Genomic DNA, 14,733 nt, shown 5'->3' on the forward strand with positions numbered 1-14,733 from the left:
CCCCACACCCCCGGCCGCCGCCTCGGGCGCCGCTGGAGGAACAGCGCATGCCAGAAACCACCCCCCAGCCTCCGCGGAACGAACCATGGGAGAACGGCTGGACCCCCGACACGTCCCGCGCACCCGGCACCCGAAGACTCTGGCTGGCCGGCGGGCTGGCCGTGGCCACGATCATCACGTGTGTGACCTGGATAGCCGTGATGGACAACGGCCCAGGCGCCTCGACGGACGCGGCGAAGAGCCCGTCCCCGAGCGCCGGCGCCACCGTCCCGGGCCTGATCTCCTACGCCACACCGCCCACGAACGAGGCCACCGCCCCGCCCTCGGGCAAGAGCGGGCTCTCCTCGGGGGAGACCGACACCTCCCCCACCCCGCTGGGCGACGGCTCGCCGTCCGCGGCCCACACCCCGAAGCCCACCAAGTCGCCGGCCTCCCATGCGAGTTCACCCGGCAAACCGAAGCCGTCGGCCACCTACCGGTCCCTGCGTTCGGTCAACTACCCGGACCGCTACTGGCACGTGAGCGGCGACTTCGTGAAACTCGACCCGCTCCGCGGCTCCGAGTCCCGCCAGGACTCGACCTTCAAGCAGGTCAAGGGGCTTGCCAACAGCTCCTGTTACTCGTTCGTCACGCATGACGGCAAGTACCTGCGCCATCGCAACTTCCTGCTGCGCGACGAGCCGAACGACGGCTCGCCCCTCTTCCGGCAGGACGCGACCTTCTGCCCCCGCGGCTCCGCCTACCCGGGCGCGGTGATGCTGGAGTCGATCAACTACCCGGGCCGCTTCCTGCGCCACCAGAACTTCCAGCTGAAGCTCGACCCGTTCCAGAACAGCTCCCTGTACCTGGCGGACTCGGCGTTCCGCCTGGTGGGCGGCGTGGCCTGACAGCACGAAGCGGCGACACCCGTGAGGTGTCGCCGCTTCTCGTGTCCGCGTGCCCGCGTGTCCGGGGGCTGTCTCAGACGTTGAACCCCAGCGCCCGCAGCTGCTCGCGTCCGTCGTCGGTGATCTTGTCCGGGCCCCACGGCGGCATCCAGACCCAGTTGATCCGCAGCTCGTTGACGAGGCCGTCGGTGGCGGACTTGGCCTGGTCCTCGATGACGTCCGTCAGCGGACAGGCCGCGGAGGTCAGGGTCATGTCGACGGTCGCGATGTTGGCGTCGTCGATGTGGATGCCGTAGATCAGGCCGAGGTTGACGACGTCGATGCCCAGCTCGGGGTCGACCACGTCCATCAGGGCCTCGCGGAGCTCCTCCTCCGAGGCCGGCTTCATCTCCACGGTGTCGGTCATGCCGTCTTCCTTTCGGCTTCGGCGCCACCCAGCGCCTGGGCCGTCGCGTCCTTCCACGCCATCCAGCTGAGGAGGGCGCACTTGACCCGGGCCGGGTACTTGGAGACGCCGGCGAACGCCACCGCGTCCTCCAGCACCTCCTCCATCGCGTCGTCGGGCTCCAGTCGGCCCTTGGACTGCATCAGCTCCAGGAAGGTCTCCTGGATCTTCCGCGCGTCGGCCAGCTCCTTGCCGACCAGCAGTTCGTTCAGCACGGAGGCGGAGGCCTGGCTGATCGAGCAGCCCTGCCCCTCGTACGAGACGTCCTCGATCCTCGTGCCCTCGTACCGCACGCGGAGGGTGATCTCGTCGCCGCAGGTCGGGTTCACGTGGTGCACCTCGGCGTCGCCGTCCCGAAGACCACGCCCATGAGGGTTCTTGTAGTGGTCCAGGATGACTTCCTGGTACATCGAGTCCAGCTTCATGCGATCGCTCGTCCCATCAGCCGAAGAAGTTCCGCACGTGTTCCAGCCCGTCGACCAGAGCGTCGATCTCGGCCGGCGTGGAGTACAGATAGAACGACGCTCGCGTGGTCGCGGGAATTCCGTACCGGAGGCAGACGGGCCGGGCGCAGTGGTGGCCCACCCGGACCGCGATGCCCTGCTCGTCGAGGACCTGGCCCACGTCGTGCGGGTGGATGTCGCCGAGCGTGAAGGAGATCGCCGCGCCCCGCTCCTCGGCCGTGGTCGGGCCGATGATCCGCAGGTCGGGGACCTCCGTCAGACGCCCCACCGCGTACTGGGTCAGCGCGTGCTCATGGGCGAGGATCTTGTCCATGCCGATGGCGTTCAGGTAGTCGATGGCCGCCCCGAGACCGACCGCCTGAGCGATCGGCGGGGTGCCCGCCTCGAACTTGTGCGGAGCGGGCGCGTAGGTCGACGAGTGCATCGACACGGTCTCGATCATCTCGCCGCCGCCGAGGAACGGAGGCAGGTCCTCCAGCAGCTCCTGACGGCCCCACAGGACGCCTATGCCGGTCGGACCGCACATCTTGTGACCGGTGAAGGCCACGAAGTCGGCCTGCAGGGCCTGGACGTCCAGCGGCATGTGCGGGGCGGCCTGCGAGGCGTCGATGCAGACGAGGGCGCCGACCTCCTGGGCGCGCCGGATGATCGTCTCGACCGGGTTGACCGTGCCCAGGATGTTGGATACCAGCACGAAGGAGACGATCTTCGTCTTCTCGGTGATGATCTCGTCGATGTTGGACAGGTCGAGCCGGCCGTCGTCGGTCAGGCCGAACCACTTCAGCTTCGCGCCCGTGCGCTGCGAGAGCAGCTGCCAGGGCACGATGTTGGAGTGGTGCTCCATCTCCGTGATGACGATCTCGGTCTCGGAGTCCACCCGGTAGGGCTCGTCGGCCCAACCGAGCATGTTGGCCACGAGGTTGAGCGACTCGGAGGCGTTCTTGGTGAAGATCACCTCGTCCCGCGAGGGCGCGTTGATGAAGGAGGCGACCTTGTCGCGCGCGCCCTCGTACAGCGCCGTGGCCTCCTCGGCGAGCACATGCACACCGCGGTGGACGTTGGCGTTGTAGCGCTCGTAGTACTCGGCGAGGGCGTCCAGCACCTGGCGCGGCTTCTGCGAGGTCGCCGCGTTGTCCAGGTAGACGAGCTTCCGGTCGTCGTGGACCAGCCGGTCCAGGATCGGGAAGTCCTTGCGGATCGCCTCGGCGTCGAGGAGGCCCGGCAGCTGTGTCACTCGGATGCGCCACCCTTCGTGTAAGCCTCGTAGCCCTCGTTCTCCAGCTTGTCGGCGAGTTCGGCACCGCCGGACTCGACGATCCTGCCGCCGGCGAACACGTGCACGTGGTCGGGCTTGATGTAGCGCAGGATGCGCGTGTAGTGCGTGATCAGCAGGGTGCCGACCTCGCCCGTCTCACGGACGCGGTTGACGCCCTCGGAGACGATCCGCAGCGCGTCGACGTCGAGACCGGAGTCGGTCTCGTCGAGGATCGCGACCTTCGGCTTGAGCAGTTCGAGCTGGAGGATCTCGTGGCGCTTCTTCTCACCGCCGGAGAAGCCCTCGTTGACGTTGCGCTCGGCGAAGGAGGGGTCCATGTTGAGGCGCTCCATGGCCTCCTTGACCTCCTTCACCCAGGTGCGCAGCTTGGGGGCCTCGCCGCGGATGGCGGTGGCGGAGGTCCGCAGGAAGTTCGACACGGACACACCGGGGACCTCGACCGGGTACTGCATCGCCAGGAACAGGCCGGCGCGGGCACGCTCGTCGACGGACATCTCCAGGACGTCCTCGCCGTCGAGGGTGACGGTGCCGCCGGTGATCGTGTACTTGGGGTGGCCCGCGAGGGAGTAGGCGAGAGTCGACTTGCCGGAGCCGTTGGGGCCCATGATGGCGTGCGTCTCGCCCTGCTTCACGGTCAGGTCGACGCCCTTGAGGATCTCCTTCGTGGCGTTGTCGGCCTCGACGGTGACGCGCAGGTCTCGGATTTCAAGCGTTGCCATGGATTGCCTCAGGACTCCTGGTTGAGGGAGACGAGCACGTCGTCCCCTTCGATCTTTACGGGGTATACGGGGACGGGGCGCGTGGCGGGGAGGCCGGACGGCTTGCCGGTGCGCAGGTCGAAGCTGGAGCCGTGCAGCCAGCACTCGATCTGGCAGTCCTCCACCTCGCCCTCGGACAGCGAGACGTTGGCGTGCGAGCAGATGTCGTGGATCGCGAAGACCTCGCCGGCGGTGTGCACCACGGAGACCGGCGTGCCGTCGAGTTCCACCCGCTTCGGGGTGTCCTCCTCCAGCTCGCTCAGCGCGCAGGCGCGTACGAAGGCCATCAGACCGTGGCCTCCAGCTCGGCCTCGATCTTCTCGAGCAGCCGCGCCTCGATGTCCTCGACGCCGATCTGCTGGACCAGCTCGGCGAAGAAGCCGCGCACCACCAGACGGCGGGCCTCGTCGGCCGGGATGCCGCGGGCCATCAGGTAGAAGAGCTGCTCGTCGTCGAAGCGGCCGGTGGCGGAGGCGTGTCCGGCGCCCACGATCTCGCCGGTCTCGATCTCCAGGTTCGGCACGGAGTCGACCCGCGCGCCATCGGTCAGAACCAGGTTCCGGTTCATCTCGTACGTGTCCGTGCCCTCGGCCCTGGCCTCGATGAGGACGTCGCCGATCCACACGGCGTGCGCGTCGTCGCCCTGGAGCGCGCCCTTGTAGACGACGTTGGACTTGCAGTGCGGGGTGTTGTGGTCGACCAGGAGGCGGTGCTCCTGGTGCTGGCCGGCGTCCGTGAAGTACAGCCCGAACAGCTCGGCCTCACCGCCGGTGCCGGCGTAGGAGACGCGCGGGTGCAGCCGTACGACGTCGCCGCCGAAGGTGACGACGACGGACTTGAAGGACGCGTCCCGGCCGACGAGGGCGTTGTGCTGGGCGACGTGCACGGCCTTGTCGTCCCAGTCCTGGACGGAGACGACGGTCAGCTTGGCGCCGTCGCCCAGGATGTAGTCGACGTTGGCGGCGAGCACGGCGTCACCGGTGTGGTCGATGACGACGACGGCCTCGGCGAAGGCGCCCAGCTCGATCACCTGGTGGCCGAAGGCGGTGCCGCCCTCGCCGTGCACGGCGATCCGGATGGGCTCGGTGAGGACGGTCTCCTTGGGGACGGTGACCACGCCGGCCTTCTCGAACGCGGAGTACGCCTGGGCGGCGACCCGGTCCACCGGGGTGCCGGCCTTACCGATCCGGGCGTCGTCACGGCCGACGGTCTCGACGGTGACGCCCTCGGGGGCCTCCACCTCGACCTTGACGCCCTCGCCGGTCGCGACGGCGGTGCCGTCGTGCAGACCGCGCAGGCGCTCCAGCGGGGTGAAACGCCACTCCTCCTCCCGGCCGTGCGGGACGGGGAAGTCCTGCACGTCGAAGGACGGGGGCGCGCTCATGCGCGTGGCGACGGTCGACTCGGCGGCGACCGCGATCGAGCCCGCGGTGGTCGATCCCACGGGGATGTTCTGGGCCTCAGCCATGGCTGTCGGTCTGCTCTCTTTCCTGCGTAAGTGGCTTGACGGGACGGGCGGTCGGGGCCTAGCCGACCGCGCCTTCCATCTGGAGCTCGATCAGCCGGTTGAGCTCGAGGGCGTACTCCATGGGCAGTTCCTTGGCGATGGGCTCGACGAAGCCGCGCACGATCATCGCCATCGCCTCGAACTCGGAGAGACCACGGCTCATCAGGTAGAAGAGCTGGTCCTCGGAGACCTTGGAGACGGTCGCCTCATGACCCATGGACACGTCGTCCTCGCGGACGTCGACGTACGGGTAGGTGTCGGAGCGGGAGATGGTGTCGACGAGCAGCGCGTCGCACAGCACGTTCGACTTGGAGCCGTGGGCGCCCTCGCCGATCTCGACGAGACCGCGGTAGGAGGTACGGCCACCGCCGCGCGCCACCGACTTGGAGACGATGTTGGAGGAGGTGTTCGGCGCCATGTGGACCATCTTGGAACCGGCGTCCTGGTGCTGGCCCTCGCCCGCGAAGGCGATGGAGAGGGTCTCGCCCTTGGCGTGCTCGCCCATCAGGTAGACGGCCGGGTACTTCATCGTCACCTTGGAGCCGATGTTGCCGTCGATCCACTCCATGGTCGCGCCCTCGTAGGCGACGGCGCGCTTGGTGACCAGGTTGTAGACGTTGTTCGACCAGTTCTGGATGGTCGTGTAGCGGCAGCGGGCGTTCTTCTTGACGATGATCTCGACGACCGCGGAGTGCAGCGAGTCCGACTTGTAGATCGGGGCCGTACATCCCTCGACGTAGTGCACGTAGGCACCCTCGTCGACGATGATCAGGGTCCGCTCGAACTGGCCCATGTTCTCCGTGTTGATGCGGAAGTAGGCCTGGAGGGGGATCTCCACGTGGACGCCCGGCGGGACGTAGATGAAGGAGCCGCCCGACCACACGGCGGTGTTCAGCGAGGCGAACTTGTTGTCACCGACCGGGATGACGGTCCCGAAGTACTCCTTGAAGAGCTCCGGGTGCTCCTTCAGCGCGGTGTCGGTGTCCAGGAAGATGACGCCCTGCTCCTCCAGGTCCTCGCGGATCTGGTGGTAGACGACCTCGGACTCGTACTGGGCGGCGACACCGGCGACCAGGCGCTGCTTCTCCGCCTCCGGGATGCCGAGCTTGTCGTACGTGTTCTTGATGTCCTCGGGCAGGTCCTCCCAGGACTCCGCCTGCTTCTCCGTGGAGCGTACGAAGTACTTGATGTTGTCGAAGTCGATGCCCGACAGGTCCGAGCCCCAGTTCGGCATGGGCTTCTTGTCGAACAGGCGCAGGCCCTTGAGACGGAGCTTGGTCATCCACTCCGGCTCGTTCTTCTTCGCGGAGATGTCGCGGACGACCTCCTCGCTCAGACCGCGCTTGGCAGAGGCGCCGGCCTCGTCGGAGTCCGCCCAGCCGTACTCGTACTTGCCCAGACCTTCGAGCTCAGGGTGGGCGGTCTCCTCGATGGGGAGAGTCATGCGGGGTTCCTCCCGGCCGTGCTTGCAGATGCGTTGTGGGAAATCTTGGGGATGAACGTCGTGCAGACGCCGTCACCGTGCGCGATGGTCGCCAGTCGCTGGACATGGGTTCCCAGCAGCTGGGAGAAGATCTCGGTCTCCGCCTCGCAGAGCTGGGGGAACTTTTCCGCGACATGGGCGACGGGGCAGTGGTGCTGGCACAGCTGCTCGCCGACCGGTGCGCTGCGCGCCGTAGCAGCGTACCCGTCCGCGCTCAGCGCCTTGGCCAGGGCTTCCGTGCGCTCCTCGGGGGCGGCGGCCTCGATCGCCCTGCGGTAGGCGTCGGCCTGTTCGGCGATCCTGGCGCGGGCGAAGGCGACGACCGCCTCGTCCCCGCCGAAGCGCTCCTGGATCCAGCGCAGGGCGTCCGCGGCGAGCTTGTCGTAGGACTGGTCGAAGGCGTCGCGGCCGCAGTCGGTGAGCGCGAAGACCCTGGCGGGGCGCCCACGCGTGCGCGTGCCGTACACCCGCTGCTCACGGGCCTCCACGACGTCGTCGGCGACCAGTGCGTCCAGGTGCCTGCGGACGGCGGCCTGGGTCAGGCCCAGCCGGCCGGCCAGCTCCGCGACGGTCGACGGGCCGTGGTCCAGGATGGACCGCGCGACCCGGTTGCGCGTGGAGCGCTCACCGGTCGCGAGTTCCTCCTGAGCCTCGCCGACGTATTTCACAACACCATTGTTGCGTAATTCCTCAGGACCGGGCAACCCACGTCCGCTCCGACGGGCGGTGCGCTGCATCACTTAGGCAAACCTAAGGTGACCTGGGGAAACGATCTTTGATCGATCAAATCGGTGGCGTTCGCGATCCGGGTCGAGCAGACTCGCGAACCATGCCGACACCCCTTCCGACCGGCCCACTTGTCACTCGCGACACCCTCACCGCGGAGCTGCGCGCGCTCGGTGTCGAACCCGGCGAGATCCTTCTCGTGCACTCCTCCCTCAGCAGCCTCGGCTGGGTCTGCGGAGGAGCCGTGGCGGTCGTCCAGGCCCTGCTGGACGCGGTGGGCCCGGACGGCACGATCGTCGTCCCGACCCAGACCGGCGACCTCTCGGACCCGGCCCTGTGGGAGAGGCCGCCCGTGCCCGAGGAGTGGTGGGACCGGATCAGGGCGACCATGCCGGCGTACGACCCGCGGCTGACGCCCTCGCGCGGGGTGGGCGTGATCCCGGAGACGCTGCGCACCTGGCCGGGCGCCCTGCGCAGCGCGCATCCGCAGACGTCCTTCGCGGCCCTCGGTCCGCGCGCGGCGGAGATACTCGACGGCCACGCGCCCGACTGCCGGCTCGGCGAGCGCAGCCCGCTGGCCCGCCTGGAGAAGCTGCACGCGCGCGTACTGCTCCTCGGCGCCGGCTACGACACCTGCACCTGCTTCCATCTCGCCGAGTACCGGATACCGTCCCCGCTCGTGCGGGTCGGCCGCCCGGGGGCGGACGGCTGGGAGACGGTGACCGAGGTGTCGATCACCTCGGACCGGTTCGACGAGCTGGGGTACGACTTCGAACGGGACCGTCCCGTCGTACGGGGCACGGTGGGCGCGGCCGACGTACGGCTGTTCCCCGTGGCGGACGCGGTGGCCTACGCGGAGCGGTGGCTGGCGCTGCACCGGTCCCGGGAGGACGAGGTGCCGGCGGGTGGAGATCCTGCACCCGCCCGTCGGGGCCGCGGACCGCGTACCTAGACTCGGGCCCATGCGAAGTGAGCCCGTGGTCCAGGTTCAGGCCCTGGTGAAGCGGTACGGCACCAAAACCGCCGTCGACGGCCTCGACCTGGTGGCCAGGGCGGGCGTGACCGCCGTACTCGGCCCGAACGGCGCGGGCAAGACCACCACCGTGGAGACCTGTGAGGGCTACCGCAGACCGGACTCCGGCACGGTCCGCGTGCTCGGTCTCGACCCGGTACGGCAGGCGCGCGAGCTGCACCCCCGCATCGGCGTGATGCTCCAGTCCGGCGGCGTCTACTCGGGCGCGCGGGCGGACGAGATGCTGCGGCACGTGGCGAAGCTGCACGCCCATCCGCTGGACGTGGACGCGCTGATCGAGCGCCTGGGCCTCGGCAGCTGCGGCCGTACGACCTACCGCCGGCTCTCCGGCGGCCAGCAGCAGCGCCTGGCCCTCGCCATGGCGGTCGTCGGCCGCCCGGAGCTGGTCTTCCTGGACGAGCCGACCGCGGGCCTCGACCCGCAGGCCCGCCACGCCACGTGGGACCTGGTCCGCGATCTGCGCGCCGACGGCGTCTCGGTCATCCTCACCACGCACTACATGGAGGAGGCCGAGCAGCTCGCCGACGACGTCGCGATCATCGACGCGGGCCACGTCATCGCACAGGGCTCACCCGAGGACCTGTGCCGGGGCGGCGCCGAGAACACCCTGCGCTTCGTCGGCCGCCCCGGTCTCGACGTGGGCTCCCTGCTGAAGGCGCTCCCCGCGGACTGCAGCGCCGCCGAGCTGACGCCGGGCTCTTACCGGGTCGTCGGCAAGGTCGACCCCCAGCTGCTCGCGACGGTGGCGTCCTGGTGCGCCCAGCACGGTGTGATGCCGGACAGGATCTCGGTGGAACGCCACACCCTCGAAGACGTCTTCCTGGAACTGACCGGCAAGGAGCTGCGCTCGTGACCACGGCGACCGGTACGTACGCGCCGAAGCCCGGCGCGGCCCCCCTGCCCCGCATGATCGCGGCCCAGGCGGCGCTCGAGACGAGGATGCTGCTGCGCAACGGCGAGCAGCTCCTGCTCACCGTCGTGATCCCGACCCTCCTGCTCGTCCTGTTCAGCTCCGTGGACATCGTCGACACGGGCGCGGGCGAGGCGGTCGACTTCCTCACCCCCGGCATCCTGGCCCTGGCGGTGATGTCGACCGCCTTCACCGGCCAGGCGATCGCCACCGGCTTCGAACGCCGCTACGGCGTCCTCAAGCGCCTCGCCTCCTCGCCGCTGCCCCGCTGGGGCCTGATGACGGCGAAGACGGCGTCGGTCCTGGTCACCGAGATCCTGCAGGTCGTCCTGCTGACGGTGATCGCCTTCGCGCTCGGCTGGAACCCGCACGGCAACCCCCTGGCCGTCCTGCTCCTGCTGGTCCTCGGGACGGCGGCCTTCTCGGGTCTGGGCCTGCTGATGGCGGGCACCCTGAAGGCGGAGGCGACCCTGGCCGCCGCCAACCTGGTCTTCCTGCTGCTGCTCGTCGGCGGCGGCGTCATCGTCCCGCTGGACAAGTTCCCGCAGGGCGTCCAGGACGTCCTGGGCCTGCTGCCGATCTCGGCCCTGTCCGACGGGCTGCGGGACGTACTGCAGCACGGCGCCGGCATGCCGTGGGGCGACCTGGGGACCTTGGCCGTGTGGGCGGTCCTGGGGCTGGCGGCCGCCGGGAAGTTCTTCCGCTGGGAGTAGGGGCGGCATGGACCCTCGTGAAAGCGTGCACAAGCGGCGGCCTACGATGGGGCGCGTGCCAAACGTGACCCGCGCCGACGCCCTCGCGGCCGTGCGCAACCCGCTCGCCTTCATCGCCGCACGCTGGACCCCGACATCCCGGACGGTTCAGCGGGCGGCCCTCTCCGCGCTCGTCATGTCGGTGGTCATCGTGGTCACCGGCGGTGCGGTGCGGCTGACCGGGTCCGGGCTGGGCTGCCCGACCTGGCCCAAGTGCACGACCGACTCGCTCACCACGACCAGCGCCATGGGCGTGCACGGCGTGATCGAGTTCAGCAACCGCATGCTGACCTACGTGCTGTGCGCGGCCGTCGGCTGGGCGATCATCGCGGCGCGCTCCGAGAAGCCGTACCGACGCTCTCTGACCCGGCTCGGCTGGGCCCAGTTCTGGATCGTGATGAGCAACGCGGTCCTCGGCGGCATCGTGGTGCTGGTCGGCCTCAACCCGTACACGGTCGCGGCGCACTTCCTGCTGTCCTCCGGCCTGATCGCGGTCGCCACGGTGATGTGGCAGCGCACCCGCGAGGGCGACGGGGCCCCGCGCCCGCTGGTCGGCAAGCCGGTGCAGCAGCTGGTGTGGTTCCTGGTGACCGCGTCCGTCCTGCTGATCGCGGTGGGCACGGTCGTGACCGGTGCCGGACCGCACGCGGGTGACTCCAAGGAGGTCGAGCGGATCCCGATCGACTGGGAGACGGTCGCCAAGCTGCACGCGGTGCTCGCCTGGATCGTGGTGACGCTGACCTTCGCCCTGTGGTTCATCCTGAAGGCGGTGGACGCCCCCAGGGGCCCGCTGGTCCGCACCCGTGAGCTGTTCCTGGTCCTGCTCGCCCAGGGCGCCATCGGCTACGTCCAGTACTTCACGCACCTTCCCGAGTTCCTGGTCGGCCTGCACATGCTCGGCTCCGGGCTGATCTGGATCTGGGTCCTGCGCGTGCTGCTGGCGCTGCGGGAGCGGCCCGGGGCGGATCTGGAGATTCCGGGACCCGCGCAGTCGGGGTCAGCTGTCGGGGCCGGGGTCTGAGGTGGAGCCCCCGGTGCGGGTCAGGCCCTCCTCGGGGCTGTCCCGAGGCGGTGTGAGCAGGGTGTTGAAGACGGCGTGCAGCTTGTCGACCGTCTGCCGGGAGAACATCCCGACGAGGGCGGCCACCGCGGTGACACCATAAGGATTGATGTCGCCGGACGAGGCCATGCTGGTCGTCAGCCCGCCCCGCAGGACGCAGTACACGACCAGCGCCAGCACGGCCCCGACGACGGGTTCCAGAAGGTACATCGGCAGCCAGCTGCGCCGGAGTCTCCGGTCGCCGACGTACTCGTAGACCGAGCGCAGCACATGGATGAGCGCGCCCAGGCCGCCGGCCGCCGTGACGACGAGGAAGAGCAGGGTGTCGCGCTGCAGGAGGGGGGTCCAGAGCAGGATCCGCACCCGCTCCGCCTTCGCGGCGCCGCCGCCCGGCACGGCGGTGGTGGGCCAGGCCTGGATCAGTACGGTGGCGAGGGCGACGGTGAGCACCAGCAGCACACCGACCAGCACGACGACGTCCCACCCCGTCGCGAACTGGACGCCGGCGGTCATGCCCTCCTCGGACGCGGGCTCGCCCGAGGACCGCGCTCTTCCGCTCTCCCCCTCGCTCACCGCCCTCGCCTAGTCCCTGCCGGAGTCCTGTGCGTCGACGAGACCTGCCTGCTCCAGACAGACGGCGCCGCGCGGAGTGATCGTCCACGCGTTGTGCCGCCACTGCTTGCTCTTCCAGGCCACACCGGCCGCCACCAGCTTGCGGCCCACCCGGCTGACCTCGGTGATGTCGACGCCCAGCCGCTCGGCGAGCTGCTCGTTGCTCAGGCCCGGTTCGCGGGCGACGGCGGTCAGGAAGCGCGCGGTGTGGCCCTGGGGGTCGAGGTTGAGCTGAAGTCCTGACGGGAGCCTGCGCAACGACCAGTACGTCACGTCGATCAGGCCGAGCACCCGGCCGCGCTGTTCGGCGCCCTTGTGATCGTCGCCGTCGCGGACCTGCCGGCCGTAGAGCCGCCGCAGTCCGTCGTGGGCGGTGCGCAGCGCGGGCTCGTCGGCGGCCAGCGAGGCGTCCGTGATGAGCATGCCGAGGGAGCTGAAGCAGCCCTCGGGGATCCACTGCTCCACCCGCATCTCGTCGATCAGGTTCTGGACCTCGGTCGCCCTGTCACGTCGTGACCGATCCGGCTCGCTCATGTCGTCTCCCCGATTGGCCGATCCGCGTCCGTGCGTCCTCTCCACCATCCGTCGATGTCAAGTGAGTGTCAAGTGAACCGGCCAAGATTCTTTTCGGCGATCTTTGCGCGGCCATCTTTCCCGCTTTGTTACATGTTTGTGGAGACGTTCCAAGCGCATATGCATCCGGCTCCGTTAACATCCGATTACGCGCTCACGCACCGGGGGATTCGGGGGGATTCATGAACGCTCACGCATCGGGCGACAGCGCCCACGCGATCAGCCGGCCCGAATTACCGGACGACCCGGCGGATCTTTTCGTGGTCCTTTACGACCTGCTTCCGGACGAGCACTTCCAGGGACAGGAAGCGATCGAATGGGTGCATGATCCGGCCGTTCGGGTCCGCGCGGACCAGGTCTGCACGAGCGTGCTCAAGGCCGGCCGCGTCACCGCCGAACTGGCGGCCGAGATCGCGGCGGAGATCCAGGTGCCCGGGGGCCGCGCCACCTTCGCCGTCCTCACCGGCCTCGACTGGGCGCTCGGCTCGGTCAACCCCTTCAGTCCGTGCTACGACGAGCCGACCATGGCCTGGCTGGCCAGGCGGTACATCCAGTACAACCGGCTCAACAACCCCCGCGGGGCGACGGCCGGGCTGCTCCTGCCCCGCTGCACCCGGCCGGGGAAGGTACTGGCCGAGTGGACCGGCAAACCCGATTTCTTCAACGTGCACCGGGTCACCCCGGACAACTGCCGCCGAATCCGACTGGGGCGAATACCCGACCGGAACGACCCCGCATTCTCGGGCGGCAAACCGATCTCCGTCGGCGCCGTTCCGATGCTGGAAAAGTACACCGAGCTCGAGTTCGCGCAGGAGAAGAAAAACGGCGCCATGCGCTACCGGATCACGCCGTCCACCGCCCGGCTGCAGGACCGCGTCGGCCAGGTGATCCGCAATCTCGGCGAGTCGGAGGCCGTGATCGGCGTCCTGCCCGAGAGCACCCTCTCGGAACCACTCCTGGAACGCTGGGACGACCTGCGCGGCGAACTGCCCGAGGACAGCGCCCTGCAGTGGATCCTGCTCGGCACCGGACCGGTCGGCGACTCGGATCCGAAGCCGAACCGCGCCGTCCTCGTGGACTGCCTCACCGGCAGAGCCGTGCTGCAGCAGGACAAGATGGCCGGCTTCACCCTCACGGCGGACCTGGCCGCCCAGTGGCGACTGCCCCTCACCACGCACAACGGCCTCGCAGTCGAGGACATCACCCGGGGGCTGCACGTCACCGTGCTGGAGAGCTCTCTCGGCCGTATCGCCGTCCTGATCTGCGAGGACATCAAGCAGTCGGTCGGCTGGGCGGCCAAGCTCCAGGCCCTGGGCGTCTCGCACATCTTCGTGCCGCTGTTCGCCGCGCCCATCACCCGTGAATGGGCCGCCTGGGAGCGGCAGGCGGCCCAGCACTGCGTCGAGGAGTTCGGCGCGTGGGTCGTCCTCGTCAACAGCCTCGCCATCGGCGCCGAGATGCGCACGGCGGCGCCCGACACGGACAGCGAGGACGACACCGGCCGCATGGACAACGCCTTCAACTGCGTCGTCGTCGGACCGCGCACCCGCAAACCCGTCAAGTACGGCGACTACGACACCCAGTTCTGCCGCGCCGACAGCGCCGCGGGCGTGTCCCGGGTGGTCTTCAGGAACCGGACGAAGCTCGATGCCCCGGGCGACGGGGACCGCCCGACGCTGCCGACCGTGGAACGCGGCTGGGCGAGCTGGTAGCGCCGGGCTCAGTCAAGGCCGTACACCCTGCGCGCGTTGCCCGCCGCCACCATCCCCGCCACCCGCTGGGCGTCCGTGAGGGACCAGGCGCCCTCGGTGACCCAGGTGCCGAGGACCCGGGCGAGGGACTCGCGGAACAGGCGGGCGCCCACGACATGCAGTTCCGGCAGGCCGTGGGCGCCGCTGGAGAAGAGGATCTTGCCGAAGGGGGCCAGCTCCAGGATCTCGGCGAGGACGCCTGCGGAGCGCGCGCCGGTGCGGATGAGTGCGGCGCCGGAGTCGGCGTAGACGTGCGGGAAGACGCCCGCGAGGTGGGCGGCGTGGCGGTGGTACGGGTAGCCGTGCAGCAGGACCAGGTCCGTGCCGAGGCCGGCCGTGGCGCGCACGAAGTCCGTGAGGAGCACCGGGTCCGTGCGGTCGATGCGGGTGCCCGGTTCGCCGAGGCCCGCGTGGAGCTGGAGGGGACGGCCGGAGGCCACGGCGATCCACAGAAGGTGGCGCAGCAGGACCGGGTCGGTCAGCTCACCGCCCACCC

Annotated in this window: 17 protein-coding genes; 6 read left to right on the plus strand and 11 right to left on the minus strand. The window is 69.5% G+C overall.

The window, feature by feature from the left end:
- Positions 1 to 47 precede the first annotated feature (47 nt).
- Entirely contained in the window at positions 48 to 887 is an 840-nt protein-coding gene (locus tag GRC12_RS31365; RefSeq protein ID WP_208782925.1) for an AbfB domain-containing protein, read from the plus strand.
- Between the two features lie 73 nt (positions 888 to 960).
- On the opposite strand, the gene GRC12_RS31370 is transcribed toward GRC12_RS31365, so the two are convergent.
- From GRC12_RS31370 to GRC12_RS31405, 8 genes are read right to left on the minus strand one after another with little or no spacing between them, the layout of a single operon-like run.
- Positions 961 to 1,293 (minus strand): metal-sulfur cluster assembly factor, encoded by a 333-nt coding sequence (locus GRC12_RS31370; protein ID WP_133042642.1) that lies wholly within the window; start codon positions 1,291 to 1,293, stop codon positions 961 to 963.
- Positions 1,290 to 1,757 (minus strand): Fe-S cluster assembly sulfur transfer protein SufU, encoded by a 468-nt coding sequence (sufU, locus tag GRC12_RS31375; protein ID WP_133042643.1) that lies wholly within the window; start codon positions 1,755 to 1,757, stop codon positions 1,290 to 1,292. The genes GRC12_RS31370 and sufU overlap by 4 nt, the downstream gene beginning before the upstream one ends.
- A gap of 16 nt (positions 1,758 to 1,773) precedes the next feature.
- Entirely contained in the window at positions 1,774 to 3,030 is a 1,257-nt protein-coding gene (locus GRC12_RS31380) for a cysteine desulfurase (protein WP_208782926.1), read from the minus strand.
- Positions 3,027 to 3,791 carry a Fe-S cluster assembly ATPase SufC gene (sufC, locus tag GRC12_RS31385; protein ID WP_208782927.1) on the minus strand — a complete coding sequence of 255 codons (765 nt, stop codon included), beginning with the start codon at positions 3,789 to 3,791 and terminating at the stop codon, positions 3,027 to 3,029. The genes GRC12_RS31380 and sufC overlap by 4 nt, the downstream gene beginning before the upstream one ends.
- 8 nt (positions 3,792 to 3,799) lie before the next feature.
- A complete protein-coding gene (locus tag GRC12_RS31390; protein ID WP_208782928.1) occupies positions 3,800 to 4,117 on the minus strand; it encodes a bifunctional 3-phenylpropionate/cinnamic acid dioxygenase ferredoxin subunit in 318 nt (105 codons plus the stop codon).
- On the minus strand, positions 4,117 to 5,298 hold the full coding sequence (gene sufD, locus GRC12_RS31395) for a Fe-S cluster assembly protein SufD (RefSeq protein WP_208782929.1): 1,182 nt from the start codon (positions 5,296 to 5,298) through the stop codon (positions 4,117 to 4,119). The genes GRC12_RS31390 and sufD overlap by 1 nt, the downstream gene beginning before the upstream one ends.
- Before the next feature lie 58 nt (positions 5,299 to 5,356).
- Positions 5,357 to 6,781 (minus strand): Fe-S cluster assembly protein SufB, encoded by a 1,425-nt coding sequence (gene sufB, locus GRC12_RS31400; protein ID WP_208782930.1) that lies wholly within the window; start codon positions 6,779 to 6,781, stop codon positions 5,357 to 5,359.
- Complete coding sequence (locus GRC12_RS31405; protein WP_208782931.1) at positions 6,778 to 7,488, minus strand: helix-turn-helix transcriptional regulator; 711 nt, start codon at positions 7,486 to 7,488, stop codon at positions 6,778 to 6,780. The genes sufB and GRC12_RS31405 overlap by 4 nt, the downstream gene beginning before the upstream one ends.
- 161 nt (positions 7,489 to 7,649) lie before the next feature.
- On the opposite strand from GRC12_RS31405, the gene GRC12_RS31410 reads away from it, so the two are divergent.
- From GRC12_RS31410 to GRC12_RS31425, 4 genes are read left to right on the plus strand one after another with little or no spacing between them, the layout of a single operon-like run.
- Positions 7,650 to 8,498 (plus strand): aminoglycoside N(3)-acetyltransferase, encoded by an 849-nt coding sequence (locus GRC12_RS31410; protein ID WP_208782932.1) that lies wholly within the window; start codon positions 7,650 to 7,652, stop codon positions 8,496 to 8,498.
- Between the two features lie 10 nt (positions 8,499 to 8,508).
- Positions 8,509 to 9,432, plus strand: a complete 924-nt coding sequence (locus GRC12_RS31415) for an ABC transporter ATP-binding protein (protein WP_208782933.1) — start codon at positions 8,509 to 8,511, stop codon at positions 9,430 to 9,432.
- Between the two features lie 53 nt (positions 9,433 to 9,485).
- Positions 9,486 to 10,202, plus strand: a complete 717-nt coding sequence (locus GRC12_RS31420; RefSeq protein ID WP_244374048.1) for an ABC transporter permease — start codon at positions 9,486 to 9,488, stop codon at positions 10,200 to 10,202.
- A 46-nt stretch (positions 10,203 to 10,248) separates the two neighbouring features.
- Positions 10,249 to 11,262 carry a COX15/CtaA family protein gene (locus tag GRC12_RS31425; protein ID WP_208782935.1) on the plus strand — a complete coding sequence of 338 codons (1,014 nt, stop codon included), beginning with the start codon at positions 10,249 to 10,251 and terminating at the stop codon, positions 11,260 to 11,262.
- Here the strand turns inward: GRC12_RS31425 and GRC12_RS31430 are convergent.
- The gene (locus GRC12_RS31430; RefSeq protein ID WP_208782936.1) at positions 11,239 to 11,814 is read right to left on the minus strand and encodes a hypothetical protein; all 576 of its coding nucleotides are present in this window, start codon (positions 11,812 to 11,814) and stop codon (positions 11,239 to 11,241) included. The two genes, GRC12_RS31425 and GRC12_RS31430, sit on opposite strands and share 24 nt — an antisense overlap.
- Positions 11,815 to 11,883: 69 nt before the next feature.
- Complete coding sequence (locus GRC12_RS31435) at positions 11,884 to 12,447, minus strand: hypothetical protein (protein WP_208782937.1); 564 nt, start codon at positions 12,445 to 12,447, stop codon at positions 11,884 to 11,886.
- Between the two features lie 221 nt (positions 12,448 to 12,668).
- Between GRC12_RS31435 and GRC12_RS31440 the strand changes: the two genes are divergently transcribed.
- Positions 12,669 to 14,198, plus strand: a complete 1,530-nt coding sequence (locus GRC12_RS31440; protein ID WP_208782938.1) for a hypothetical protein — start codon at positions 12,669 to 12,671, stop codon at positions 14,196 to 14,198.
- A gap of 8 nt (positions 14,199 to 14,206) precedes the next feature.
- On the opposite strand, the gene GRC12_RS31445 is transcribed toward GRC12_RS31440, so the two are convergent.
- Positions 14,207 to 14,733: amidohydrolase family protein (locus GRC12_RS31445; protein ID WP_208782939.1), on the minus strand; the 527-nt coding region annotated here is incomplete at its 5' end.

Origin of the sequence: Streptomyces griseorubiginosus (assembly GCF_017614965.1) — a bacterium.
Classification (GTDB): Bacteria; Actinomycetota; Actinomycetes; order Streptomycetales; family Streptomycetaceae; genus Streptomyces; species Streptomyces griseorubiginosus_B.